The 26,704-nt window shown below is 58.0% G+C and carries 22 protein-coding genes; 13 read left to right on the top strand and 9 right to left on the bottom strand.

Features of this window, described 5'->3' with window-relative positions:
- Positions 1–99: 99 nt before the first annotated feature.
- Both FGO67_RS15230 and FGO67_RS15225 read right to left on the bottom strand, forming a co-directional pair.
- The gene (locus FGO67_RS15230) at positions 100–1,998 is read right to left on the bottom strand and encodes a sensor domain-containing diguanylate cyclase (RefSeq protein ID WP_203301534.1); all 1,899 of its coding nucleotides are present in this window, start codon (positions 1,996–1,998) and stop codon (positions 100–102) included.
- Between the two features lie 125 nt (positions 1,999–2,123).
- A complete protein-coding gene (locus FGO67_RS15225; RefSeq protein WP_203301533.1) occupies positions 2,124–2,834 on the bottom strand; it encodes a pseudouridine synthase in 711 nt (236 codons plus the stop codon).
- Between the two features lie 411 nt (positions 2,835–3,245).
- Between FGO67_RS15225 and ilvG the strand changes: the two genes are divergently transcribed.
- Positions 3,246–4,952, top strand: a complete 1,707-nt coding sequence (gene ilvG / locus FGO67_RS15220) for an acetolactate synthase 2 catalytic subunit (protein ID WP_203301532.1) — start codon at positions 3,246–3,248, stop codon at positions 4,950–4,952.
- On the top strand, positions 4,949–5,230 hold the full coding sequence (locus tag FGO67_RS15215; protein WP_203301531.1) for an ACT domain-containing protein: 282 nt from the start codon (positions 4,949–4,951) through the stop codon (positions 5,228–5,230). Before ilvG ends, FGO67_RS15215 begins: the two co-directional genes overlap by 4 nt.
- Positions 5,231–5,273: 43 nt before the next feature.
- On the opposite strand, the gene cynS is transcribed toward FGO67_RS15215, so the two are convergent.
- Genes cynS through FGO67_RS15195 form a run of 4 tightly spaced genes read right to left on the bottom strand, consistent with a single transcriptional unit; the run spans position 5,274 to position 8,958 of the window.
- Complete coding sequence (cynS, locus tag FGO67_RS15210; protein ID WP_203301530.1) at positions 5,274–5,717, bottom strand: cyanase; 444 nt, start codon at positions 5,715–5,717, stop codon at positions 5,274–5,276.
- 33 nt (positions 5,718–5,750) lie between these two features.
- Positions 5,751–6,653 (bottom strand): ABC transporter ATP-binding protein, encoded by a 903-nt coding sequence (locus FGO67_RS15205; RefSeq protein ID WP_203301529.1) that lies wholly within the window; start codon positions 6,651–6,653, stop codon positions 5,751–5,753.
- Positions 6,654–6,709: 56 nt separating this feature from the next.
- The gene (gene ntrB, locus FGO67_RS15200) at positions 6,710–7,537 is read right to left on the bottom strand and encodes a nitrate ABC transporter permease (protein ID WP_203301528.1); all 828 of its coding nucleotides are present in this window, start codon (positions 7,535–7,537) and stop codon (positions 6,710–6,712) included.
- Between the two features lie 2 nt (positions 7,538–7,539).
- The gene (locus FGO67_RS15195) at positions 7,540–8,958 is read right to left on the bottom strand and encodes an ABC transporter substrate-binding protein (protein WP_203301527.1); all 1,419 of its coding nucleotides are present in this window, start codon (positions 8,956–8,958) and stop codon (positions 7,540–7,542) included.
- 290 nt (positions 8,959–9,248) lie between these two features.
- On the opposite strand from FGO67_RS15195, the gene FGO67_RS15190 reads away from it, so the two are divergent.
- The 8 genes from FGO67_RS15190 to FGO67_RS15155 all read left to right on the top strand — a co-directional run bounded on the left by FGO67_RS15190 (position 9,249) and on the right by FGO67_RS15155 (position 19,858).
- Positions 9,249–11,165, top strand: a complete 1,917-nt coding sequence (locus tag FGO67_RS15190; RefSeq protein ID WP_203301526.1) for a sigma 54-interacting transcriptional regulator — start codon at positions 9,249–9,251, stop codon at positions 11,163–11,165.
- Positions 11,166–11,428: 263 nt separating this feature from the next.
- Positions 11,429–13,048, top strand: a complete 1,620-nt coding sequence (locus tag FGO67_RS15185; protein ID WP_203301525.1) for an ABC transporter substrate-binding protein — start codon at positions 11,429–11,431, stop codon at positions 13,046–13,048.
- Between the two features lie 22 nt (positions 13,049–13,070).
- On the top strand, positions 13,071–14,099 hold the full coding sequence (locus FGO67_RS15180; RefSeq protein ID WP_203301524.1) for an ABC transporter permease subunit: 1,029 nt from the start codon (positions 13,071–13,073) through the stop codon (positions 14,097–14,099).
- A gap of 1 nt (position 14,100) precedes the next feature.
- Positions 14,101–14,994, top strand: a complete 894-nt coding sequence (locus FGO67_RS15175; protein ID WP_203301523.1) for an ABC transporter permease — start codon at positions 14,101–14,103, stop codon at positions 14,992–14,994.
- 33 nt (positions 14,995–15,027) lie between these two features.
- The gene (locus FGO67_RS15170) at positions 15,028–16,725 is read left to right on the top strand and encodes a dipeptide ABC transporter ATP-binding protein (protein WP_203301522.1); all 1,698 of its coding nucleotides are present in this window, start codon (positions 15,028–15,030) and stop codon (positions 16,723–16,725) included.
- On the top strand, positions 16,722–17,447 hold the full coding sequence (locus FGO67_RS15165) for a GntR family transcriptional regulator (RefSeq protein WP_203301521.1): 726 nt from the start codon (positions 16,722–16,724) through the stop codon (positions 17,445–17,447). The genes FGO67_RS15170 and FGO67_RS15165 overlap by 4 nt, the downstream gene beginning before the upstream one ends.
- The gene (locus FGO67_RS15160) at positions 17,444–19,018 is read left to right on the top strand and encodes a gamma-glutamyltransferase family protein (RefSeq protein WP_203301520.1); all 1,575 of its coding nucleotides are present in this window, start codon (positions 17,444–17,446) and stop codon (positions 19,016–19,018) included. Before FGO67_RS15165 ends, FGO67_RS15160 begins: the two co-directional genes overlap by 4 nt.
- A gap of 48 nt (positions 19,019–19,066) precedes the next feature.
- Complete coding sequence (locus FGO67_RS15155; protein WP_203301519.1) at positions 19,067–19,858, top strand: sulfite exporter TauE/SafE family protein; 792 nt, start codon at positions 19,067–19,069, stop codon at positions 19,856–19,858.
- A gap of 100 nt (positions 19,859–19,958) precedes the next feature.
- Here the strand turns inward: FGO67_RS15155 and FGO67_RS15150 are convergent, their stop codons facing one another.
- Genes FGO67_RS15150 through FGO67_RS15140 form a run of 3 tightly spaced genes read right to left on the bottom strand, consistent with a single transcriptional unit; the run spans position 19,959 to position 23,108 of the window.
- Positions 19,959–21,140, bottom strand: coding sequence for a thiolase family protein (locus FGO67_RS15150; RefSeq protein WP_203301518.1), 1,182 nt, complete (start codon positions 21,138–21,140; stop codon positions 19,959–19,961).
- 30 nt (positions 21,141–21,170) lie between these two features.
- Positions 21,171–22,322 (bottom strand): acyl-CoA dehydrogenase family protein, encoded by a 1,152-nt coding sequence (locus tag FGO67_RS15145; RefSeq protein WP_203301517.1) that lies wholly within the window; start codon positions 22,320–22,322, stop codon positions 21,171–21,173.
- Between the two features lie 24 nt (positions 22,323–22,346).
- Positions 22,347–23,108 carry an SDR family NAD(P)-dependent oxidoreductase gene (locus tag FGO67_RS15140; protein WP_203301516.1) on the bottom strand — a complete coding sequence of 254 codons (762 nt, stop codon included), beginning with the start codon at positions 23,106–23,108 and terminating at the stop codon, positions 22,347–22,349.
- Positions 23,109–23,219: 111 nt separating this feature from the next.
- Here FGO67_RS15140 and FGO67_RS15135 point away from each other — a divergent pair, with 111 nt between their 5' ends.
- The 3 genes from FGO67_RS15135 (at position 23,220) to FGO67_RS15125 (ending at position 26,697) form a co-directional block, all read left to right on the top strand.
- Positions 23,220–23,669: a MerR family transcriptional regulator gene (locus FGO67_RS15135; protein WP_203301515.1), complete on the top strand. Its 450-nt coding sequence runs from the start codon at positions 23,220–23,222 to the stop codon at positions 23,667–23,669.
- Positions 23,670–23,760: 91 nt separating this feature from the next.
- Positions 23,761–24,927 carry an isovaleryl-CoA dehydrogenase gene (locus tag FGO67_RS15130; protein ID WP_203301514.1) on the top strand — a complete coding sequence of 389 codons (1,167 nt, stop codon included), beginning with the start codon at positions 23,761–23,763 and terminating at the stop codon, positions 24,925–24,927.
- Positions 24,928–25,089: 162 nt separating this feature from the next.
- Positions 25,090–26,697, top strand: coding sequence for a carboxyl transferase domain-containing protein (locus FGO67_RS15125; RefSeq protein WP_203301584.1), 1,608 nt, complete (start codon positions 25,090–25,092; stop codon positions 26,695–26,697).
- Positions 26,698–26,704 lie beyond the last annotated feature (7 nt).

Below are 26,704 nucleotides of genomic sequence, written 5' to 3'. Positions count from 1 at the left end.
CGTTCAGCCTGATTAAAACTGCTCACACTCTCCTCATACGCCATGTTGAGAGTCTTGGGATTGGCCGACTGGAAGGCCCATCCCGGCGATCCCTGTCCGTCAGGCTGGAGAGACGCTTGATCCAACGGGCTGATTGTCCATATTCCAGGAAACCACCCGGTTACGGCCCTGGCCTTTGGCCTCGTACAGGGCTTCGTCTGCCCACTTGAAGATATCCTTGGTGGCATCGGCCTTGGCCGGCGACACGCTGCACACGCCAATACTGACGGTGAGGTGCACGACATCGCCGGAGACCGGGAAAGCGGTTTTTTCGATCTCCATCCGGATGCGTTCCGCAACCTGAAGCGCGCCACTCATCGGTGTCTCCGGCAGCAGCACCACGAATTCCTCTCCACCATACCGGGCGGCCAGGTCCTGAGGACGGGTAATAAACTTCTGAATGCACTGAGACACCATCTTCAGACAGTCGTCACCAACCAGGTGACCGTAGGTATCGTTGAATTTCTTGAAGTGATCGATGTCCAGTACCAAAAGCGACAGCATTTCATCGTACCGATAAGCCCGCACCACAGCAGACTGGAAGATCCGGTCAAAGTGGCCGCGGTTCTTTAGCCGGGTCAAGGCATCGGTGGCACTGAGCTCCAGCAACTGCTCGTTCAGGTGTTCCAGGTCCTTAGTGCGTTGCTGAACCCGTTCTTCAAGCTGGGTATTGGCCTCCCGTTGCACCTGCAAGGATTTTTCCTGGGCCATTCGCGCCTTGCGTTCTTCGCGAATCAGTCGCTGCTGGGTTTCGAAAACCCGCTTCTTTTCCCTTTCCAGACGGTCTGCCAGAGCAATAGACAGCAGAATCACACCCAGCGCGGAGCCAACCTGGGTGGCATTTTCCGTCAATAGGTTTCGCGGCAACACCGTGAACTTGCTTAGCGCCAGCACCATACCGCCGAACAGCATAAACACCCAGGCAAAGGTGTAGTAGCGGGCCGCCGGATCCTGTTGAACCCAGCGAACGATACTCAAGACCAACATCGTGGAACAAGTGATGAATGCCAGCAAAATGGTGGGCAGAATCAGGTACTTGTACGGAACCATCAAACCGGCGACAGCCAGCACCGCGGCGGCCACGACAACCCCGACAGTCCACCGGTGTAGAAACGGGTGATTGCTGGGTGAGACATTGATGAATCGAAGACTGAAGGTACCGCCGAACACCAGGGCCAGATTCAGGAACACGGTTATCGCCTGATCATTCCACCAAGTTGCCTGCGGCCACAGATACTGAAAGGCAACGCCATGAAGACTGGCCAGGAACAGGGGCATTGCCGTGATATAGCCAACATAATGCAGAAAACTCTGCTCCTTTACCGCCATAAACACGAACAGATTATAGAGCACCATGACAAGGATGATGCCGTAGTAGAGCCCCTCGAAAATGCTGCGGGCCTGCTCGGCGGCAAGGAAGTTATTCTGCTCCCACAGGATCAACGGTACCTGCATGGAACTGGTGGTTTCCACCCGCAGGTAAATCCAGGTTTGCTCGCCGGCCGCCAGGGTCAGGGGAACCACGAAGTTACGATGCTGAATGGGCCGAGCATCGAATGGCTGCTTGTCGCCGAGCACTATTGACTCAATAGGCTCAGCGCCGGAGCTTTCCGGATTGATGAAAATCTCGATCTGATCCAGGACCGGGTAGGCGATTTCCAACAGGGGCTTTGTGACCTCATCCGTTGGGTTTTCCACCGCTACCCGAAACCAGTAGGCGGATTTACCATAGCCCAGACTGAGGCTGTCACTCTGGTTCGGCGTCCAGCGTTGCGAATCAAGGTTCGTCAACACCTCAATGCCAGCTGGAAGCTCTGGTTCCGGCCAGTAATCAACGAAACGCGAGAGTTCAACGCGCTCGGATTGCAGATCCCAGATAGCCTGGCGATCCGCAGCCGCAGCAAAGAAAGAGGAAAAGCCAACCATCAAGCCGAAGACAATGGTCAGTACACGCAACATTGGCATCCGTAATCAGCCGCTCAGATTTTTATGTTTTCGGCCGCATTATGGCTTAGAAAGTCCGTACTCGGCGTCGATTACTACCATTTGAAGCAATTCAACATAAAAAACTACAAACTGCGCATTCACGGAAAGATCGATAGCACCTGCTGGAAACTGGATTCCGGCACCGCTTCAATCACCAAAGCTTTACCCGTGACTGGATGAGCGAATTCAATACCCGTGGCCGCGAGCATCAACCGACCCTGCCCGAACCGTTCCGCAAAATACCGGTTGTGGCGGCCGCGGCCGTGATTGGCATCGCCAATTATGGGATGGTTAATGTGCTTCATGTGCCGACGGAGTTGATGCTTGCGCCCCGTTTCCGGGTACAGCTCAACCAGTGCGTAGCGGCTGCTCGGGTAGCGCTCAATAGCCACGGGAATTTCGGTGGTTGCCAGGGTTCTGTACCGGCTCCGGGCATCCCGGACCGGCTGTTCAATGCCCTTCTGCCGCCGATCCTCTGGCTCCTCTCGCAACGGATGATCAATAAAGCCGGAGTCCGCAGGCCAACCGCGCACCATCGCCTGGTAGGTTTTGCGCACCTCGCCGGCCATCATGGCCAAGCCGAGTGTTCGCGCGGTTTCAGGGTCTTTCGCGAACACCAGTACGCCTGACGTCGGCCGATCCAGTCGGTGAACCGGGTACACATGCTCGCCTCCGTTCAGCGCCCGCGCGTACTGCAGCGCAAACTCCGTTTCATGCTTATCAATCGGGCTTCGGTGCACCAAAAGACCCGCCGGTTTGTGGACTGCCAGCAGGCGCTCGTCCTGGTATAAAACGCGTAAGGGATTCATCGACGACCGGACCATCAAAAAGGATAGTTAATTGCCTTAAGGGATTTAAGGAGGATTGAGAACGACCAATTATACGCTCAACACGCCAGTGCTTGAGCTATGTGCGGGCCAGACCGCACAGCTGCTGTGCCCACACGAAATAACTGACAAGAAACGGTTGCAACCGGTCAAAAGCTTGGGGTAGATTCTACCAACACGTATTGAACTAATTCAGAGCAGATTGTTCACCTTATGAATCTCAGCGCAGTGATTGTCCTAGTGAAGCTTGTCCTGGTGGTCGTGGTACCGTCCGGGGGCTTTTGCGTGGACAAGCGGGTGAGATAGCAACAACCTGACAAGACACCAAGAGCCCCCGGCACCGAAAGGTCCCGGGGGCTTTTTTTTGCCGCCACCAAAAGGAAAACATCGATCATGAACGGCGCACAGCACATTCTCGACGCGTTCCATCGCCACGGCATCTCCACCGTGTTCGGCTACCCGGGTGGCTGCATCATGCCGCTCTACGATGCTTTAGTAGACGATGTCGGAACTGAACATGTGCTGTGTCGCCACGAACAGGGATGCGCGCTGGCCGCCGACGGCTATGCCCGGGCCAGTGGCCAGTTGGGCGTCTGCATCGCCACCTCCGGGCCGGGTGCCACCAACCTGATCACCGGTGTTGCCAACGCCCACCGGGATTCCATCCCGATGCTCGTGATCACCGGGCAAGTGCCCTCCGGCCTGATCGGCACCGACGCCTTCCAGGAAACCGATGTTCTGGGCATGACCCTGGGCATTGTCAAACACAGCTACCTGGTGGACAGCGCCGACGATCTGGCCGAAATCATGGACGAAGCGATTGATCTTGCCCAAAGCGGACGCCCCGGCCCGGTATGGATCGACATTCCCAAGGATGTCTTGTTGGCCGAGGGCCGCTCTCGACCTATCGAGACGAACAGCGCCAACAGCCAACCGACGGCCCGCACCGATCTTACCGAGGCGCTGGCCATGTTGCGCACAGCCCAGAAGCCCCTGCTCTACAGCGGTGGCGGAGTCAGTTTGGCCCATGCGGAAGACAACTTCCGCGAATTTTCCGAAACCTCAGCCCTGCCCAGCGTTGTCACCCTGAAAGGTATCGGCAACAGCGGAAAGCACAGCGCCCACCACCTGGGCATGCTGGGTATGCACGGCTCCCGCGCCGCCAATCGCGCGGTCGACGAGTGCGACCTGCTGCTGGTCATCGGTGCCCGCCTGGACGACCGGGCCACCGGCAAACTGGACACCTTCGCCCCCAACGCCCGGACCATCCACATCGACGCCGATGCCGCCGAGATCAACAAACTGCGTTCGGTGGATTTGGCCCTGCGGGGTGATTTGAACGGCATTCTCAAGGCACTGACCACCGAGTTGGAATCTGCACCGCTGGCCATCAGCGACTGGCAGGCCCAATGCCGCACCTGGAACACCACCGGTGGCTTCAGCGCGGCGGACAACGAAGAACCCCTGGCGCCCATCACCGGCCCGGCGTTCGTTCGACAACTGTCCCGCATTGCACCCGCTGATACCGTCATCGCCTGCGACGTTGGCCAGCACCAGATGTGGGTAGCCCAGCATTACCAGTTCGACCACCCGCGCCACCACCTCTCCAGTGGCGGCCTGGGCACCATGGGCTTTGGTTTGCCCGCCGCCATTGGCGCCCAGTTTGCCGATCGCCGCAGCACGGTTATCAACGTCGCAGGCGACGGCTCCTTCATGATGAACGCTCAGGAGCTGGCCACCATTCGCCGCTACAACCTGCCCTTGAAAATGATCATTCTGGATAACCAATGCCTGGGCATGGTTCGCCAGCAGCAGGAGCTGTTCTACAACAACCGGGAAAGCCAGATCGACCTCAACGACAACCCAGACTTCGTGGCCATGGCCCGCGCGTTCGACATCCCTGCCCTGCACATCGAACGCACCGATCAAATCCGCCGCGGTATCGAAACCATCCTTGCCTACGATGGACCCATGCTGCTGCACGTTGCCATTGCCCGTGAAGAAAACGTCTGGCCCATCGTCAAACCCGGTGCCAGTAACCGCGAAATGATCGATGAAACCAAGCGCAACGCCAAACAGAACAGGGAGCAAGTTGCATGAACTCTGAAAACCAGCCCTCAACGCCGAGTTACACCATCACTTGTCGGATGTCGCAGGAAGCCGCCGCCCTTGAGCGGCTGTGTCAGGTGGTCCGCATTCGTGGTTTCAAGATTGCCCGCATGGCAGTCGAAAGTGCCGGAGAGCATCTGGATATCGCCCTCACCCTGGAAGGCACCCGACCCATTGCGATGCTTCAGGCACAGCTGGAAAAACTGCACACCGTACTCCGGGTGGACCTACAAACGCCTGTGTCTGCTGCAATCAGCAAAACGGCATAAAAAAAGCCCCGCGACAGCGGGGCTTGTGAGTTGGCATCGGACCTTACCAGGACTTGTAAGGCAGGAACTTTCCGTTCATGGTCACCACTACCCGATCACCTTTCGGATTTTCTTCCTTATCGACGTGCATGGTGAAATCAATGGCGCTCATGATGCCGTCACCAAATTTCTCGTGAATCAACTCCTTGAGCGTATCGCCATAAACACCCACCACCTCGTACAAACGGTAAATCAGGGGATCCTGGGGTACCGCGTCATCCCAGGATTTCTTCGGGCATAGCTGCAGCGCTTCAGCCACTGGTTTATCGAGGCCCAGGGTCTCGCACACCGCAAACGCTTTGTCCTCCGTTAGACTGTTCATACCAAGGCAAGCGGATGTGGTAAACACCGGCGACATGCCAATGGCCTCGGCCAGCGCTTCCCACGACACACCCTTGGTGGCTTTGGCTTCCAGAATTTTCGCGGTCATCAATTCTTTGTTCATCATGGTCGTTTCCTCGTGTGACAGTTTCATTTTCTTTCAGGCATTTACCGCACGTGCGGCAGATTCAACATCAGATGTTTCCGACGCCGGTTGTGAAGTCCCCATCCCTTGCGCTGGCTCAACCTCTCTCGGACTTCCGTCTTTTTCAGGCAGTGCGAAACCGCTGCGATTTACCAGGAAATCCACCAGGTAATCCCGGGTCTTGTGATAAGCGGGATTCTGGAAAATAGTGGAACGGGCCCGGGGATGCGGAATGTCCACTTTCACACTCTCGGCAATTCGGGCATTGGGGCCGTTGGACATAAGAAAAATGCGGTCAGACAGCAGAATCGCCTCATCCACGTCGTGGGTAATCATGAACACCGTCTGACGGGTCTCTTCCCAGATTTTCACCAGCTCATCCTGGATGACCCCTCGCGTGAGCGCATCCAAGGCCCCGAAAGGCTCATCCAGCAATAACAGCTCCGGCTGGGTGGCAAAGGCACGGGCGATACTTACCCGTTGCCGCATACCACCGGACAGCTGTGAAGGCTTGCGGTTGAGGGCATGATCCAGGCCCACCATTTTGAGATACCGTTCGCTGTGTTCTTTGACCTTTTGCTTTGGCCAGCTCGGCCAGCGAGCCTTGACGGCGAACACGATGTTGTTCAGCGTGGTCTTCCAAGGCAGCAGGCTGTAGTTCTGAAACACCACGCCTCGCTCCAGGCTGGGGCCTTTCACTTCCTTGCCATTCATCACCAGATTGCCAGAGCTGGCTTCGTCCAGCCCGGCCAGCACGTTCAAGATAGTGGACTTGCCACAGCCGGAGTGGCCGATGATGCAAACAAACTCACCCTTCTCCAGAGCGAAACGAATATCCTCGAAGACGGTTAATTCACCGCCCTGGCCGTCCGGATAAACTTTGGACAGGCCATCTACTTCCAGGAATGACTTACTCATAACAGGTCTCCATTCGGAGGGTTGAGGCCGGTGCCGGTTAGCCGGCACCGGACCGCTCATTCTTTGAATTCCACCATTTTCTGGGCTTTGCCCAGAGCCAGATCCAGCAACATGCCCACCACCCCGATCATCAGGATGGAAAAGATCACACTGGCAAGATCCAGGTTGTTCCATTCGTTCCACACGTAGTAACCAATGCCTGTACCACCGACGAGCATTTCTGCGGCCACGATCACCAACCAGGCTATTCCTATGGAAATGCGCATCCCGGTCAGGATGGTGGGAGCCGCCGCCGGCAGGATCACGGTCACGGCTGTTTTAACGGCACTCAGTTCGTGCGTGCGAGCGACATTCACCCAATCTTGCCGCACGTTCGCGACACCGAAAGCGGTGTTCAGCAACATGGGCCAAATCGAACAGATAAAGATCACAAAGATTGCCGATGCGTCGGAATCCTGGATGATAAACAGCGCCAGCGGCATCCAGGCCAGCGGCGAGATTGGCCTGAGCAACTGGATGTACGGGTTCAAGGCCTTGTACATCAGGGGCGACATGCCAATCAGGAAGCCGACGGGCAAAGCAATGGCCATGGCAGCAAGATAACCCATCAGAACCCGGTACACTGAGTAGGCCAACTGGATACCGATGCCCTTGTCGTTGGCTCCAGCGTCATAGAAGGGGTCGGACAGCTCGGCCCAGGCCAGCTTGATGACCGCCGAGGGAGGCGGCACCCGCGATTCCTGTTCGACGCCACCCATCAGCATTTCATACTCGGTCAAACCGGTCTGGGCCTCCGGGGGCTGGGTTGCCATTTCCCAGAGCCCCAGGGCCAGAATCAGGAACGACACCGACAGCAGCGCCGCCCGAACATTCAGGGAAGCCATGGTTACACCCTCCCGATCGCAAAGCTGCGGGCATATTCTTCGGGGCTGGCCGGATCAAAGGTTTTGCCCATGATGGTGTGGGTTTTGTAGGTCTTGTCCGGAGCCGCATAACCCATGTCTTCCATCAACTTTCCGGTTTCGCCTGCCAGATAAACCTGCTCGGCAATGCCCCTGTAATCGACGTCGCCGTCGATATAGCCCCAGCGCTTCATCTGGGTCAAAATCCAGACGCCCATGGAATGCCAGGGGAATGGGTCGAAGTCGATGCGGTCTGGCACGTTCTGGATTTCGCCAAGACCGTCGGCATAGTAGCCTGTCAGCACCTGCTGGATGACCGGGACTGGCTGGTTCAGGTAGTTCTTGGGTGCAATGGCCTCAGCGATTTCTTTCCGATTTTCATGGTTATTGGAGTACTGGGTCGCATCGATGATTGCCCGTAACAAAGCGCCATAGGTGTTGGGGTTTTCGGTCGCAAACCGCTGACTGCATGCAAACGCACAGCAGGGATGGCCTTCCCAGATATCCTTGGTAAGCATGTGGATGAAGCCCACTTTCTCCCAAACCGCACGCTGGTTGAACGGGTCGGGCGACAGGTAACCGTCGAGGTTGCCGGCGCGCAGGTTGGCGACCATTTCGGGTGGCGGAACCACCCGGATCTGCACATCCTTATCCGGGTCAATGCCGTTTTCAGCGAGGTAATAGCGCAACAGGAAGTTGTGCATGGAGTACTCGAACGGCACCCCAAACTTGAAGCCTTTCCACTGTTTGGGATCACGCTTGTCTTTATGATCCACGTGTAGAACGATGGCCTGGCCGTTGATGTTCTCAACCGCAGGCATGATAAAGGGCTCCGGGGTTGAGCCTGCCCCCATCGTCATGGCCAAGGGCATGGGAGTCAGCATGTGCGACGCATCGTATTCGCCGGCCAGGGACTTGTCCCGGGCGACGGCCCAGCCTGCGGTTTTGGTCACCGTGACGTCCAGGCCGTACCGCTCATAAAATCCCAGCGGATGCGCCATGATGATTGGCGTGGCGCAGGTGATCGGCACAAAGCCGACGTTCAACTTGGTCTTTTCGAGCTTGCCGAGCGACTCTTTCACCGCGGCCTTGGCCTTGTCCATCGGGAAAACACTGCCCAGCAGAGCAGCCGCAGTGCCGGCCCCCATCATCTTCATGAAGCTTCGCCGGCTGTGGTCGTTGTGGGCAAAAACCGAGCGCACCACCGCACTCTCGATAGCACGATCCATCATGGCTTCCGAATCGGCTGGAGAGTCTGCGTCCACACCGCCAGAGTTCCGTTCCATATTCAGAGACACCGAGGGTACATCCTGCCCCGGCTGACATTGCGGGCAGCCGCAAGTTTTCGCGTGAATCAGAGACTGGTCGCCATCAAACGGGTTTCCGAGACTTTTGGTCGTCATGGGGGCACTCTCCCTACTCTTAGCTATTCATGCACCTTTAAGGTGCGTACCTGGCGCAAAATCTGAAAATAGATTTGAGCCGCTTAGTCGTTCTAGCAGGGATATCGCAGACTTCGTGCCAACTATAGAAAAATAATAAGACCCTGTTTTAAAACACTTTTTATTAATTAATGTATATCTTGCTAACTACGATATTTCGCAAATTACAATTTTTCGTAGCGCTAACTGCGAATTCTCGTAGTTGGCACGGGGATTGTCTGTTATTTGACCAAACACCCAGAGGCAGCCCCATGAACATACCGGCAAACAAGACTCCTAATGAATGGATCCACCATCTTCCAGAGGCGGCATTACTGGTGGATGCCGGTGGCGATCTGATCATCGCCACCAACAGCGCCATGGGCAGGCTTATTGGCAGGGACCAACAATCCATTAAGGGAATGCCCTGCACCTTTCTATTCAGCGATCAGCGACCTCAACTCATCGCCTTTACTGAGGAGACTCTGTTTCGAAGTCATGGCTGGAGTCGGGACTTCGTCATCAAACATCGGGATGGTCACCCTGTGGAGCTGGAAATTTCCTCCTCCCGGGTTGGTGAAGCCGAATCACAGAACGTGTTGTTCCTGATCAGAGACCGGCGCCAATTACGCACACGCAGGGAGCGCCACGACGCCAACCACTACCACCGGGGAGGATTGCTGGAATGGCGTCGGGTCGAGGAGCTGTTCAAGGATATGGAACGGGAAAATCAACTTATCCTACATGCCGTTGGCGAGGGCATTTACGGTGTTAACGCCGAGGGCCGAACCACCTTTGCCAACCCCGCCGCAGAACGCATGCTTGGCTGGCGCATTGATGAACTCATGGGTCGGGTCATCCACAGGGTTGTTCATCATTCCCACGAGGATGGCAGCTTGTTTCCCCTCAAGGAGTGCCCGATCTACCAGGCCTTCCGTGATGCCTCTTCAAAACGGATAGGCGAGGACTGGTTCTGGCGCAAAGATGGCACCGGCTTCCCGGTGGAGTACACCAGCACGCCCATCATAGACAACGGTCACCCAATCGGAGCCGTTGTGGTGTTCAAGGATATTTCCGCACGCCGGGAAGCCGAGCGCGAACTGCAAAGGGCCTTGGCGGAAGTGGAAAACCTCAAGCATCGACTGGAAATGGAGAACGCCTACCTGCAAGAGGAGCTTAGAGCTGAGTACCACTTTCACGAACTAGTAGGTCAGAGCGAGGCCATCAAGGGCATCGCCCGCCGGATTGGGCTGGTTGCTCCGACGGATGCCAACGTTCTGATCACCGGTGAGTCCGGCACCGGCAAAGAGCTCATTGCCCGGGCCATCCATCAAGCCAGTGACCGCAGAGACCGGCCAATGATTCGGGTCAATTGCGCGGCGATCCCCAAGGATCTGTTCGAAAGCGAGTTTTTCGGCCATATAAAGGGCGCCTTTACCGGCGCCATGAGCGACCGCACTGGGCGTTTTGAACTGGCGGACGGCGGCACTCTGTTTCTCGACGAAGTCGGTGAGATACCACTGGAATTACAGGGCAAACTGCTACGCGTACTTCAGGACCAACAATTTGAGCGTGTGGGGGAAAACCGCACCCGAGGCGTGAATGTCAGGGTCATTGCCGCCACCAACCGGGAACTGAAAGCAGAAGTACGCAACAAGGAATTCCGCGAAGATCTCTACTTCCGGCTGAACGTGTTCCCGATCGAATCTGTTCCCCTGCGCCAGCGCACTGAAGACATTCCGCTACTCGCCCAGGAATTCCTGAACCGCACGTGTCGGAAGTTCAACCGTCCGCCACTGCAGCTTCGCAATCGAGATGTGGAAGCATTGACCGCTTATTCCTGGCCAGGCAACGTCCGAGAGCTGGAGAACCTGATTGAACGCCAGGTAATTACAGCCGATCAACAGCTCGACTTCGACTTATTGGGCCACGATGGCGACACCGCCCTCGAGACCGAAACCACCATCACCCCCGTGCGCCACTATTCGACCGAACTCCTGACCGACGAGCAATTGCGAAAGCTCGAGCGAGAGAATCTGATACGGGCACTGAAAATGACCGAGGGACGAGTGTTCGGCGATGACGGCGCTGCTGACCTGCTGGGATTGAAACCCACTACCCTAACCTCGCGCCTGAAAAAGCTAAAAATTGATGCACGAGCCTTCCGCGGCGGCGACCACTCATTATGATTGGAGCACACGCAAAGCCGAGGACTGTTTCCGAACCGTGCAAGCCGATCTCGGCGATCGTTCTTTGAGCATGCCGTGATAAATCGCAAAAAAACCGAACCACAATTGTGCATGCACTTTTTTCGTTTTTAGCACGCTACTGCATTCACTTTTTAAAAAGCAAAATAAATTCAATGCGTTACGAAAATTCCAACAAAATAAGAAAATAGTGGCCCAACTGTTGCGATGTGAAATGCATCCTCGAAACGAATGGAGCATGCAGCATGAACCGTCGCAATTTCCTTAAGAGCGCCACCACTCTCTCTGTTGGCGCCAGCCTTTTACCCCTCGCCCAATTGCTACCCCAGGCTGCGCAAGCAGCCTCCAATGAAACCGCCGTGGTGGTTTTTGGTGGCACCATCAACAGCCTGGATATTCACCGCTCCGGCACCAACCGCGCCAGTTACCAGGTTGCGATCAACTGTTACGACCGCCTGGTTAGCTTCGGCACCAAGCAGACTGCCGATGGCTCGCTCAGTTATGACTTCAACAACGTTCAGCCGGAGCTGGCTGAGTCTTGGGAAATCAGCGACGACGGCACCGTGATGACGTTCAAGATCCGCAAAGGCGCTACCTTCTGGGATGGCAAGCCGGTGACCGCCCACGACGTCAAATGGTCACTGGACCGTGCAGTCTCCCTCGGCGGCTTCCCAACGGTCCAGATGAAAGCCGGCCGACTTGAGTCTCCGGATCAGTTCAAGGCCATTGATGATGAGACCTTTCAGATCACGCTGCCGTTTCCTTCAAAGCTGGCGCTGCCCGATCTCGCGACACCGATCCCAATTATCATCAACTCCGAAGTGGCCAAAGCCAACGCCACGCCAGATGACCCATGGGCAACCGAGTATCTGCATCGCAGCCCGGCCGGCTCCGGCGCTTTCAAGGTAATGCGCTGGAACGCCGGCGAGCAGCTGGTTTACGAGCGCAATGACAACTGGGCCTGTGGTCCGCTCCCCGGCTATCAACGTGTCATGCTAAGAGAAGTGCCGGCTCAGTCGACCCGACGGGCATTGATCGAGCGTGGCAGTGTCAGCGCATCCCAGAACATTCCCAACAAAGACGCCAAGGAGCTCGCTGAAAAGGCAGGGGTAAAGGTTGTAAGCACGCCGATCGAGAACTGCATCTATTCACTTTGCACCAACCTCGACTTTGAGCCATTCAAGGACAAGCGGGTTCGCCAGGCCGTGGCCTGGTCCATTCCCTATGAAAAGATTTTTGAACAAGCCGCCTATGGCCAGGGTGTTCCCATGTGGGGCGGAGCAGATCAGGTCACCAGCATTGCCTGGCCACAGAAATCACCCTATGAGCAAAACCTGGAGAAAGCGCGCGCGTTAATGGCACAAACAGCCTATAAGGACGGCTTCGAAGTACCGCTGTCATTCAACCTGTCGGTCGCCGACTGGGCCGAACCGACCGCCCTGCTGATCCAGCAAGGTCTGGCGGAAATTGGCATAAAAGCCAGCATTGAAAAGATTCCGGGTGCCAACTGGCGCACCATCGCCCTGGTTGAGAAAAAACTGCCCCTGCACCTGGAGAACTTCGGGGGCTGGCTGAACACTCCGGACTATTATTTCTTCTGGGCCTACATCAAGGGCAACCTGTTCAACTCCTACAATTACGACAACCCCGAAATGGCCAAACTGATCGACGATACGCTCGACATGGCCGTATCCCACCCGGATTACACCCCGAACGTCACCCGAATGATCGAAATCGCCTTCGATGATATTCCCCGCATTCCGCTCTGGCAGCCAACCCTCAACGTGGCCTTCAAAGAGGGCGTGGAAGGTTACGAATATTGGTTCCACCGTCAGATGGATATCCGTCCTCTGAAGCCAGCCTGATTCATTAAACGAGGAGTTCACCGTGTCTCTGGGCGTCAAATCCAAGCGGGTCCTTACCCGCCTGCTACAGGCCATACCTACGGTCTTCGGTATTTTGGTCGTGTGCTTCATCCTGACCCGGGCGCTGCCCGGGGATCCGGCCGCCTATTTCGCCGGGGATATGGCCGATGAGGCATCGATCGAGCAGGTTCGAGAAAACCTGGGCCTCGATCAGCCTATGCCGATGCAGTTCGTCACCTACGTTGGTGATTTGCTGCAAGGCGACCTCGGAGTCGCCATTTCCACCGGCCAGACGGTCACACAAGAGCTGGCGAAGCGGCTTCCGGCCTCTCTGGAGTTGACCCTGGGCGCGCTGCTCCTTGCCCTCACCATAGCCGTCCCCCTGGGCGTTCTGGCCGCAACACGGCCAAACTCCTGGGTGGACCATCTCTGTCGCTTTCTGGTAACCGCAGGGGTCTCCCTGCCAACCTTCTTTACCGGGCTGGCATTGCTGTACGTTTTTTACTACTTGCTAGGCTGGGCGCCACCACCCATGGGCCGGCTGGACATGATGTTTCTGCCGCCAGAGTCCATCACCGGGTTCTACACCATCGATTCACTGATTGCCGGTGACTGGGCACTATTCAAGGCATCACTGGCGCAAATGGCGCTGCCCCTAATTACCCTGGCGCTATTCACCCTGGCACCCATCGCTCGCATGACCCGAGCGGCCATGCTCCAAACCTTGGCCAGCGATTACGTCCGCACCGCCCGGGCTGCCGGTCTGAGCCGTCGCCGGGTGCTGGTCACTTACGCGTTCCGAAATGCGCTGCTACCGGTGATCACGACTCTAGGCATGGTGTTCTCGTTCGTACTTGGCGCCAACGTGCTGGTTGAGAAAGTGTTCGCCTGGCCTGGCATCGGTTCGTTCGCGGTTGAGGCTCTGGTGGTTTCAGATTACGCCGCCGTTCAGGGCTTCGTGCTTTCTATGGCTCTGCTGTTCGTGGCGCTCAATCTGCTTATCGACGTGACCTACACACTGATCGACCCACGCGTTGGCGAGGACAGCTAATATGAGCAATCTGGCAATCAACCCGACCACCGATCAGCGCGTTCAATCCCGCGAAGGCTACTGGCACCACCTGCGCTACATCATGGCTGAGAACCCGCTGACCGGGATCTCCTTCGGCCTGTTTTTTGGCCTCATTGCGGTCGCGATATTCGGCCCCTACCTGGTGCCTTTCGATCCAGTTGCCACCGGGGTTGGACCCGCTCTTCAGCCCCCCGGCGTCAACCACTGGTTTGGCACCGACCACCTGGGTCGGGATGTGTTTTCACGGGTAGTGGTGGCAACCCGGCTGGATCTTCTGATATCCGTCTCCGCCGTGGCGCTGTCCTTCGTTTTCGGTTCAATCATCGGCTGTTTCGCCGGCTATTTCGGTGGCTGGACTGACCGGATCTCCGGCCGGCTGATGGACACCATCATGGCCTTTCCCTTATTCGTTCTGGCCATGGGGATTGTCGCTGCAGCCGGCAACTCCATTGAAAACATTGTCTACGCAACCGCCATCATCAACCTGCCCTTTTACGCCCGCATGGCGCGAGCCGAAGTGAGCATTCGCAGGAATGCAGGCTTTGTCCAGGCCGCGCGGCTGTCGGGCAACTCCGAACTGCGAGTTCTATTCGGCCACATTTTCCCGAATACCCTGCCACCCATGATGGTGCAGATCTCCCTCAATATGGGCTGGGCCATTCTGAATGCGGCAGGGCTGTCGTTCATCGGCTTGGGGGTTCAGCCACCCATGCCGGAATGGGGCATTCTGGTGGCAGAGGGCGCCAACTTCATTATTTCTGGCGAATGGTGGCTCGTGGTCTTCCCGGGACTGGCGCTGATGTTGGCGGTATTCACCTTCAACCTGATCGGCGATGGCCTACGAGACTTGGTCGATCCGCAGCGTCGGACTTAAGGCAAACCTTCAGGACAATGTTAAGGAACCATCATGACTCCCCCTTTACTTGATATCCAGCGCCTGAGCGTCGATTTTGCCACCCGCCGAGGCACCGTTCGGGCCATCGATTCCATATCCCTGTCGGTTGCCAAAGGTGAGACGCTCGGAATTGTCGGCGAATCCGGATCCGGCAAATCGGTAACCTCATATGCGGTGATGAACATTCTGGATCGCGCCGGCAAAATCGCGGGCGGAAAGATCTCCTATGGCGGCATGTCCATGCACAAGATCTCGGAACGAGACATGCGGGACATTCGCGGCCGGGAAATCTCGATGATTTTCCAGAATCCGCGGGCGGCGTTGAACCCGATCCGCAAAGTCGGCCAGCAAATCGCGGACGTACTGGTGCAACACAACCAGGCGACCCGGGCCACTGCTCGCGCCAAAGCTATCGAGATGCTCCTTGCGGTGAAAATCAAGGATGCCGAAAAACGCTACGAAGCCTATCCGTTTGAGCTGTCCGGCGGCATGTGCCAGCGTGTTGTGATCGCCATGGCCCTGGCCTGCAAACCCCAGTTGCTGATTGCCGACGAGCCCACCACGGGACTGGATGTCACCACCCAGAAAGCGGTCATGGACCTGATTACCGAGCTGACCGCCCAGTTCAACATGTCCACGATTCTGATCACTCATGACCTGGGGCTGGCTGCCGCCTATTGCGACCGGCTGTTGGTGATGGAAAAAGGACATGTGGTTGAACAGAATACATCGACGGCCCTGTTCAATGCGCCGAAAAAGGCGTACACAAAGCAGCTTCTTAATGCGACCCCGCATCGCGACTCCTACGTCCGGGATCTGCTGACCCCGGACCAGCGAGCGAAAGCCCTGACATTGCCGGCGTCTACCGAACCCGGGGCCGCCCTGCTCTCGGTGAAGTCGTTGAAGAAAGAATTCGGCAAGCCTGGCAGCGGCAATCATCACATCGCGGTGCGAGATCTGTCCTTCGACATTCGTAAAGGCGAGAGCCTGGGATTGGTGGGCGAAAGTGGCTGTGGCAAGTCCACGACATCGTCCATGATCATGCGCCTGCTGGACACAACGGAGGGCTCGATCGAGTTCCTTGGCCAGGACATCGCCGCCATTCCAGCCAAACAGTTTGCCCGCCATACCCTGCGCGGAAAATTGCAGATGGTGTTCCAGGACCCCACCGACAGCCTGAACCCGCGCTGGAGTGCCGAGCGTTCCATTGCCGATCCGCTGCTCCGCCTTTCGCCAGACATGCCCAACGCTGATCGACAGGCCCGGGTGCTTGAACTGGCGACGCTGGTGGGGCTACCGGTTGAATTGCTGAATCGTTTCCCACATCAGCTGTCAGGTGGACAAAAAGCCCGGGTGGGTATTGCCAGAGCCGTCGCTATGGAGCCGGAACTGCTGATTCTGGACGAGCCGACGGCAGCACTCGACGTCTCGGTGCAGGCCGTCGTCCTGAACTTGCTGGAAGATCTCAAACACCGGCTTGGCATGAGCTACCTGTTCATCAGTCATGATCTCAATGTGGTCCGGCTTCTGTGCGATCGAATCATTGTCATGCAGCACGGCGAAATCGTTGAGCAGGGGCATGCCCATCAAATCATGGACGCGCCGCAAACCGACTACACACGCAGCCTACTGGCCGCCATTCCGCACCCGCCGGCGTCCGATGCCTCGGTGGCAGAAACAGCTGCACTGATTCAGGACGGAGCCTCATGAAAGACAGCGAAACCGTGAGTCCGCGCAAAGGCACGGTGGTCGATTCCATCGTTCAAAACCTGGCCGACGACATCGTCAGTGGCCAGCTCGCGCCTGGCACCAAGTTGGATGCCCAGACCATGGCCGAACGCTTCGGGGTTTCGAGGACCCCCATCCGCGAGACGTTCGGGCATCTCGCGGCCATGGGACTGGTCACCCATCGACCCAACCGGGGCGTGGTCGTTGCGACCCTGTCACCGGAGGCTTTAAGCGATTTGTACGAGGCTATGGCCGAGCTTGAGGCGTCGCTGGCCAGACTCGCGGCGCTGCGAATGAACAGCCACCAACGTGAAACTCTGGAGCGCCTGCACAACGAATCCATTCACTTGGTGCGGGATGGCACGTCCGACGAATACGATCAGTTCAATCGAACCTTCCACGCCCTGATCTTTGAAGCCGCACGCAGCCCTCAGCTACAGCAGCTGGCCGAAACCACCCGCACCCGTCTGGCCCCGTTCCGGCGAGCTCAGTTCCGACTCAATAACCGATTGAGCAAATCCTGGGAGGAGCACGATGCCATCGTGCGCGCAATTCTCACGGGTGACGCAGAAGGTGTTGCCAGATTGATGCGCGCTCATGTCCAGACCGTCAGCGCCATGTCGGCCGAGTTTATCGCCGAACACCAGCCGCGCCCCGTGGCGGCCAGTAGCCCTGACCTTGCTTATCAGGGAGCGGATGGATGAAGGCGAGCTCCCGCAACGGCGTCATCTGCACACCCCACGCTTCGGCAACGGATACCGGTTTCGAGATTCTTCGGGACGGCGGCACCGCCATTGATGCTGTGCTGGCCGCCAGCGCAACCCTGGCCGTTAGCTACCCACACATGACGGGTATCGGCGGCGATGCCTTGCTTATGATCAACGACGGCCACGAACTCAAGGTGATCATGGGGCTGGGCCAGGCCGGTCAGGTCCTACCCGATGGCGGAAAAATTTGCGAACGAGGACCGACCTCAGCCGCAATTACGGCCGGCGCACTGCGCGCATGGCAGCGGGCGAAATCTATCAGTGACAGCCAATGGGGCTCCAGGCTGGATTGGCCCACCTTGCTGGCTTCCGCCATCGAGCAGGCACGCAAGGGCACGCCGGTGTCGCAGTCCCAGGCATTCTGGCAGCACCAGCGAGGGGCGCTGATCGCAAAGCTACCCGATCTCCAGCGGCTGTGCTGTGGCGCTAATGGCCACCTAAGCGCTGAGGGGAGCACACTGCATCAACAAGAACTGGGCAATACCCTCGAGCAACTCTCACGCGCCGGACTCGACGATTTTTATCAGGGCGAGGTTGCGGAGGAACTTGCCCAGGGCTTCAAGGAGATGGGCAACGGCCTGACTAGCCAGGATCTGGCCAACACCCAGGCCTTCGTTGGTGAGCCACTGCGGGTCCGATACCGGAATGGCTTTCTCTACAACTTCCCACCGCCGACCCAAGGCATCTACACGCTCAGCGCACTCGCGGCACTGAACCAGATGCCACTTTCAAAAGTTGAAAACGGCAGTGCCGACTACTACCACTGTCTGGTCGAGGCCATCAAAAACCAGCTGGCCATTCGCAACCGGGAGCTTGCTGACCCCCGCTACTTCCCTCTCCCGCTGCAGGATCGTTTATCCGACGCCGCCGCCCGGCAGGCCTTTAAGCACATTGAGTTTGGACGGGCAGAGCCCTGGCAGGAGCAGGGGCAGCCAGCAGACACCATCTGGATGGCCGCCTCGGATCGCCAAGGACGCACCGCCTGTATAATGCAAAGCCTGTTTCACGACTTTGGCTCTGGCTGCATGGTGGGGAATTCCGGTGTCCTGTGGTCGAACCGTGCGGCCAGCTTTCGAGCCGATGACCGGCATCCCAATTGCTGGGCGCCGGGCAAAATCCCGGCGCACACGCTCAACCCTTCGTGCTACCTCGCGGACGATGGCAACCAATGGTATTTCGGCAGCCAGGGCGGCGACGGCCAGCCTCAAACGCAAATGGTTCTCGCCACTCAACTTATCGACTACCATCGCTCAATCGATAAGGCGCTTCTGGCGCCACGGTTTCTACAGGGCCGAAGTTTTTTTGGCAGCAGCGAGAATCTCAAGGTTGAACAATCGGTGCCCGAAGACGTGAGAAAGGAGCTTTCAGCACGGGGCCATCAGGTCGAACCAATCCCGGAGTTGAGCCCGTTAACGGGCCAAGCCGGGGCGCTTCTGGTCTCAGCGGATGGGTTCAAAGAGGCGATGCACGACCCGCGGGGCCAAGGCACCGCCAGAGGGCTGGATTAACCGGCCGACAAGACACAACCACACAATAAATTTCTTCAGGACTCGTTTATGGACATTATTATCGCCTGTTCGGCACTCGGCATTATTGCTGGCATTCTTGCCGGCATGCTTGGTATTGGCGGCGGGGTGGTTATCGTTCCGGCCCTGATCATCATCCTCGGCTTTCAGGATTTCCCGGCAGAGTCCATTGTCATAACAGCCGTCGCAACTTCGCTCTGCACCATCATCTTCACCTCCATATCCGCCGCTAGATCGCAAATCAAACGGCAAGCCGTGGACTGGGATATTTTCAAGCGCTGGTCTGTCACGGTGGTGCTCGGCAGTTTTCTGTCTGGTTTCATTGCCGCGCGCCTCCCCACCCTGGTACTGGAAATCGGCATCGCCTGCTTCCTGCTGGTGGTTTCACTCATCATGCTAAGTCGCTGGGTTCCCGATCCCTCCAGAACCATGCCCGGTAAGACCGGCACGGCCGGGTTGGGGCTCTTCAGCGGAACGCTGTCCGGCCTTGCCGGCATTGGCGGTGGCAATGTGATGGTACCTTTGATGGTGTTCTTCAATGTGCCCATGCAGCGTGCCGTGGCCACCTCCAGCACCCTCGGATTTCCGCTGGCGCTGGTCGGCACCATTGGCTATGCCATCTCAGGCTGGGGTGCCAATATCACCGACTGGTCATTTGGCTATGTCTACCTGCCTGCAGCGGCCTGCATTGCGGTGTTTACTGTCATTACCGCGCCGTTGGGTGTCGCCCTCAGTCATCGCATTCCGGCTGCCACGCTGAAGCGTGGCTTCGGCGCGTTTTTGCTGATCATTGCCGGACGGATGCTGTTTAACGCGTTCTAGGCTGAACAAGGAAGAAATTAAGAAAAAGAGAACGGAAGGAATGGGGTCCGCCAACGCGCTCTGCGCGACGGACCTCAAAGAGTATTCAGGTGGGACTGGGTCAGATCAGTTCAATCGCCACCGCAGTACCCTCACCGCCACCGATGCACAGCGAGGCAACGCCACGCTTCAGGCCACGCTGTTTCAGCGCGTTGATCAGGGTGATCAGGATGCGTGAGCCTGACGAACCGATGGGATGACCAAGCGCACAGGCTCCGCCGTGTACGTTCACCTTCTCTGGGGCCAGACCCAGCTCGTTGATGGCAGCCAGGGTCACCACGGCGAAGGCTTCGTTGATCTCGAACAGATCAACATCGTCTTTGCTCCAACCCGCTTTCGCCAGCACCTTCTCAATGGCACCAATAGGCGCCAGGGTGAACTCGGACGGCAGGCGCGCGTGAGTTGCGTGGGCAATGATGCGGGCCTGCGGGGTCAGGCCGCGGGCGTCGGCTTCGGCCGCCGAGGCCAGCACCAGGGCGGAGGCGCCGTCACTGATGGAGCTGGAATTCGCCGCAGTGACCGAACCGTCTTTGGCAAACGCCGGCTTCAGGTGCGGGATCTTTTCCGGCTTGGCGTTGCCCGGTTGCTCGTCAGTATCCACCACGGTGTCGCCGCCTCGCCCGGGCACACTGACCGGTACGATCTCGTCTTTGAACCAGCCGTTCTCGATGGCCGCCAAAGACTTCTGCAAGGAACCGATGGCGAACTCATCCATGGCCTGGCGGCTGATGTCGTATTTGTCGGCGGTGCGTTGGGCAAACACGCCCATCAGACCACCTTCGTAGGCATCTTCCAGGCCGTCCAGGAACATGCTGTCCATCACCTGGCCATGCCCCATGCGCATGCCTGCACGGGCCTTGGGCAGCAGGTACGGGGCCTGGCTCATGTTCTCCATGCCGCCTGCGATCATGATGTTGTTGGTGCCGGCCTTGATCTGGTCGTGGGCCATGATCACCGACTGCATGCCGGAGCCGCACATCTTGTTGATAGTGGTGCAGCCGGAGCTGTCCGGAACGCCTGCCGCACGCGAGGCCTGACGCGCTGGCGCCTGGCCAAGACCGCCGGGCAACACGCAGCCCATGATCACTTCCTGAACATCCGCAGGCTGGAGCCCGGCCCGCTCGATGGCTGCCTTGATGGATTCAGCACCCAGCTGCGGGGAACGTACCGAGCTCAGTGAGCCCATCAAGCCGCCCATAGGGGTCCGGGCGGAGCCTGCAATTACGACGCTGTTGTCACTCATAACCTTTCCTCACTAAAACCTGTTGGCTTTTCAGCCCCTACCCAAGACGGAGCGGGCAATGATTTCTTTCATGACTTCCGAGGTGCCGCCATAGATCCGCTGAACACGCGCATCCATGAACGCCCGGGAAATCGGGTATTCGGTGGTGTAGCCATAGCCGCCAAACAGCTGCAGACAGCCATCGGCTACCCGGCACTGCATCTCGGTGGCACTGTACTTGGCCATGGAGGCAGTCGCCGCATCCAGTTCGCCACGCTCGTACGAATCAACGCACTCGTTCACAAAGGCTCGATTGACCCGGTAGTCGGTCTCCATGCGGGCAATCTCGAAACGAGTATTTTGCAGCTGAGCCAGTTTCTGACCGAACAGCTCACGCTCCTGGGCGTAGGCTATGGTCAGATCCAACGCACCACGAGCGGCCGCGACGCCCAAGGCACCGATGACCAGACGCTCCCGCGGCAGCTCATTCATCAGGTACATGAAGCCCTGCCCCTCTTCGCCCAGCAGCGCGGACGAAGGAATTCGCAGGTCAGAGAAGAACAGCTCGGAGGTGTCGCCGGAGTGCTGACCGATCTTGTCCAGGTTCCGGCCTTTGCTGTACCCGGGCAGAGAAGTGTCCACCAGGAACAGGCTGATGCCACGTGCACCGGCCTTAGGATCAGTTTTGGCGGCCACAATCACCATGTCGGCGTGCTGGCCGTTGGTGATGAAGGTTTTGGAACCGTTGAGAATGTAGTCGTCACCGTCTTTCACAGCGCTGGTGCGAATCGCCTGCAGGTCACTGCCGGCGCCGGGTTCGGTCATGGCGATGGCGCCAACCGCTTCGCCGGAGACCAGCTTTGGAAGCCACTGCTGCCGCTGCTCTTCATTGCCCATGTGACTCAGATAGGGAGCAACAATGTCTGAATGCACCATCACGTTGGTGGACAGCGCGCCGAATCCCATGCGGGCGAGTTCTTCACCCACCACCACGGAGAACTGAAAGGGTGCACCGATGCCGCCCCACTCTTCCGGCACATCCACGCAGAGCATGCCGGCGTCGCCCAGAGTATTCCAGAGCTCGCGCGGCACCAGCCCGGACTTCTCCCACGCTTCGTAGTGCGGCGTCACTTCTTTTTCCAGGACTTTTATGACGGAATCCCGGAACATCGCCAGTTCTTCTTTATCAACAGACACGGTCATGACTGTCTCCTGTCAATGAATGCTTTACTTCGGCGCCATGCGAAGCGCGCAGTCCAGGCGAATCACTTCACCATTGAGAATCGGGTTGCGAACCATCTGGTCCACCATCATGCCAAACTCTTCCGGCTTGCCCAGACGCTTCGGGAACGGCAGGGTCGCCGCCAGGCTCTCTTGAACTTCCGCCGGCATACCGGCCAGCATCGGCGTCATGAACAGACCCGGAGCAATGGTATTCACCCGGATGCCCTCACGGGCCAGCTCACGCGCTGACTGCAGAGTCAGAGACACCACGCCGCCCTTCGATGCACTGTAGGCCGCTTGACCAATCTGGCCTTCATAGGCCGCCACGGAGGCGGTGTTGATGATCACACCACGCTCGCCGTCGGCGTTGGGCTCACGGGTCGCCATATCGGCAGCCGCCAGCCTCAGGATGTTAAAGGTACCGATCAGGTTGACCTGGATAACCTTGCTGAAGCTCTCCAGCGGCATAACGCCCTCGCGACCCAGAATCTTCGAGGCTGGAGCAATACCCGCACAGCTCACCGCCACACCGCAGGGGCCATGGGCTTCACGCGCTGCGGTGATCGCCGCTTCTGCGCTGTCTGGCGAGGTAACGTCGCAATGCAGAAAGAGGCCGCCGATATCTGCAGCCACTTTCTCACCCTGCTCCTGATTAACATCCAGAATGGCGACCTTGCACCCAGCCGCAGCCAGTGCCCGGGCAGCGCCCTCACCAAGACCGGAGGCCCCACCTGTTACAATCGCCGCAACGTTTTTGAATTCCATTGTTTGCTCCTTTCTCGCGAATCCTGATGGATCTTTTTGTTTAAATGTCGACCACAAATACTTTACGTTTACGTAAACTTTATCTAACCTAGCTCTAAAAAGGAAATAGCTATGGTCAAAAAAGAAACATACAGCATCAGCGAGCTCGCCAAAGAGTTCGATGTGACCACCCGAAGCATCCGGTTTTATGAAGATCAGGAGCTGCTCAAGCCCACGCGCCGGGGGCAGACACGCATCTTCAGCTCCAAGGACCGTGTAAGGCTGAAACTTATTCTCAGGGGTAAGCGCATGGGCTTCTCCCTGTCAGAAACCAAAGAACTGTTCGACTTGTGGGACGAGACCCTCAGCGGCAACGAAAAGCAGTTGCTGCTGATGCTGGACACCCTGAGCCGTAAGCGTGCCCAACTCGAACAACAGAAGAACGACATCGCGATGGCCGAAATGGAAATGGACACCGCTGAAGCACGGTGCCGCGAAGCATTGGCTGATCTGGAAAAGAGAAAGAAAGAACAGAAAATGCCGGCCAACGAAGAAGAATCAACGGCGGCCGAACAGCGATAGTCGGCAAGACACCCGATAAACGCGTGCCCTGCTCCCCAGCTGTCCGGTCCTGAAACATTTGCCAGTAGAGATCCTATAAAAGGTAACTAACATGAAATCACAATACTCAGAGCTCAACTTTGGCCTTGGTGAAACCCTGGACATGCTGCGCGAGCAGATCAACGGCTTCGCGGCAGCCGAAATTGCGCCCCGCGCCGAACAAATCGACCGCAAGAACGAGTTTCCCATGGACCTCTGGCGCAAAATGGGCGACATGGGCCTGCTGGGTATTACCGTTTCCGAGGAATACGGCGGTTCTGACATGGGTTACCTGGCGCACGTTATCGCCATGGAAGAAATCAGCCGCGCTTCTGCCTCTGTTGGTCTGTCTTACGGTGCCCACTCCAACCTGTGTGTGAACCAGATTCACCGCAACGGTACCGAAGAACAAAAGAAGAAATACCTGCCCAAGCTGGTTAGCGGCGAACACGTAGGTGCCCTGGCCATGTCCGAGCCCAACGCCGGCTCCGACGTCATCTCCATGAAACTGTCCGCCCGGGACGAAGGCGACCACTTCGTGCTGAACGGCAACAAGATGTGGATCACCAACGGCCCCGATGCCCACACCTTCGTGATCTACGCCAAGACTGATACCTCTGCCGGCTCACGCGGCGTTACCGCATTCATCGTTGAGCACGACTCACCGGGCTTCAGCCGCCACCAGAAACTCGACAAGCTCGGCATGCGCGGCTCCAACACCTGTGAACTGGTGTTCCAGGACTGCAAAGTACCCCGGGAAAACATCCTGGGTGGCGAAGGCAACGGCGCCAAGGTACTAATGAGCGGCCTCGACTACGAGCGCCTGGTACTGTCCGGTGGCCCGCTGGGCATCATGCAGGCAGCCCTGGACGTAACTGTGCCCTACATCCGCGAGCGCAAACAGTTCGGCCAGGCCATCGGCGAGTTCGAACTGGTTCAGGGCAAAGTGGCCGACATGTACACCTGGATGAACACCGCCAAGTCCTACGTCTACATGGTTGCCATGTCCGCCGACCGCGGCGAAACCACCCGTAAAGACGCTGCCGGCGCCATCCTCTACTCGGCAGAAATGGCCACTAAACTGGCGCTGGACGCCATCCAGCTGCTGGGCGGTAACGGTTACATCAACGAATACCCGACAGGCCGCCTGCTGCGCGACGCCAAGCTGTACGAAATCGGCGCGGGCACCTCGGAAATCCGCCGGATGCTGATCGGTCGAGAGTTGTTTCTGAACAAGTAACTGTTCCGGAAACCACTGCCCACGTTTGACAGGGTTTGTGGGTGGGGCTTTCCGGGAATGTCGTAGGCCAAGGATGGCCGAAGACAAGCGCACATGGATGTGCTCGTAGCGGTTCCCGGAAAGCGCCACCCGCAAACCCGACTGCCCACGGATGAAGAAGCTATGACCATACTCCAGAGCAAAATAAATCCAAGATCTGAAGAGTTCCTGGCCAACCAGGAAGCCATGGCGAAAGCTGTCGCCGACTTGCGAGACAAAGTAACCACCATCCAACAAGGCGGCGGCCCCTCCTACCAGGAACGGCACATCGCCCGCGGCAAACTGCTCCCCCGGGAGCGCATCAACCGCCTGCTGGACGACGGCTCCCCCTTCCTCGAAATCGGCCAGTTTGCCGCCTACAACGTCTACGGTGAAGAAGTCCCGGCGGCCGGTGTCATTGCTGGCGTAGGCCGGGTGTCCGGCACCGAGTGCATGATCATTGCCAACGATGCCACAGTGAAAGGCGGCAGCTACTACCCGCTAAGTGTGAAAAAGCACCTGCGGGCCCAGGAAATTGCCCTGGAAAACCGCCTGCCCTGCATCTACCTGGTGGACTCCGGCGGTGCCAACCTGCCCCGCCAGGATGAAGTCTTCCCGGATCGCGACCACTTCGGCCGCATCTTCTACAACCAGGCCCGCATGTCTGCCGACGACATTCCGCAGATTGCCGTGGTCATGGGCCTGTGTACCGCCGGTGGCGCCTACGTGCCGGCCATGGCCGACGAATCCATCATCGTCCGTAATCAGGGCACCATCTTCCTGGCGGGTCCGCCGCTGGTAAAAGCAGCCACCGGTGAAGTGGTCACCGCCGAAGAACTGGGCGGCGCCGACGTGCACTGCAAGACCTCCGGTGTTGCCGACCATTACGCCGAGAACGACGCTCACGCCCTGGAAATTGCCCGGCGCAGCATCTCCAACCTGAACCGCCGCAAGCCGGCCGAGGTGGAGATCCGCAAGCCCAAGGCACCGCTGTACGACGCCGAGGAAATCTACGGCATCGTGGGCACCGACCTGCGCAAGCAGTTCGACGTGCGCGACGTCATTGCCCGCATCGTCGACGGCTCCGAGTTCGACGAATTCAAACGTTATTACGGCCAGACCCTGGTCACCGGCTTTGCCCACATCCACGGCTACCCGGTGGGCATCATCGCCAACAACGGCATCCTGTTCAGTGAAGCCGCCCAGAAAGGCGCCCACTTCATCGAACTGTGCTGCCAGCGCAACATCCCGCTGCTGTTCCTGCAGAACATCACCGGCTTCATGGTCGGCCAGAAATACGAGGCCGAAGGCATCGCCAAGCACGGGGCCAAGATGGTGATGGCCGTGGCTTGCGCCAACGTTCCGAAAATCACCGTACTGATTGGCGGCAGCTTTGGCGCCGGCAACTACGGTATGTGTGGCCGAGCCTACAGCCCGGACTTCCTGTGGATGTGGCCGAATGCCCGCATCTCGGTGATGGGTGGCGAACAGGCCGCCGGTGTACTGGCGCAGGTTAAGCGCGAAGGCATGGAGCGCAAAGGCCAGGAATGGAGCACCGAAGAAGAGGCCGAGTTCAAGCAACCGGTCATCGACAAGTACGAAGAGCAGGGGCACCCCTACTACGCCAGCGCCCGCCTGTGGGACGACGGTGTAATCGACCCGGCCCAAACCCGGGAAGTGGTTGCCCTCAGCCTGTCCGCCACGCTTAACCGACCCGCGAAGCCGACACGCTTTGGCGTGTTCCGCATGTAATCGGGAG

The sequence above is a fragment of the Marinobacter sediminum genome (genome assembly GCF_016820575.1).
Taxonomy (GTDB): Bacteria; Pseudomonadota; Gammaproteobacteria; order Pseudomonadales; family Oleiphilaceae; genus Marinobacter; species Marinobacter sediminum.
This window is presented reverse-complemented; position numbering and strand designations above follow the sequence as displayed.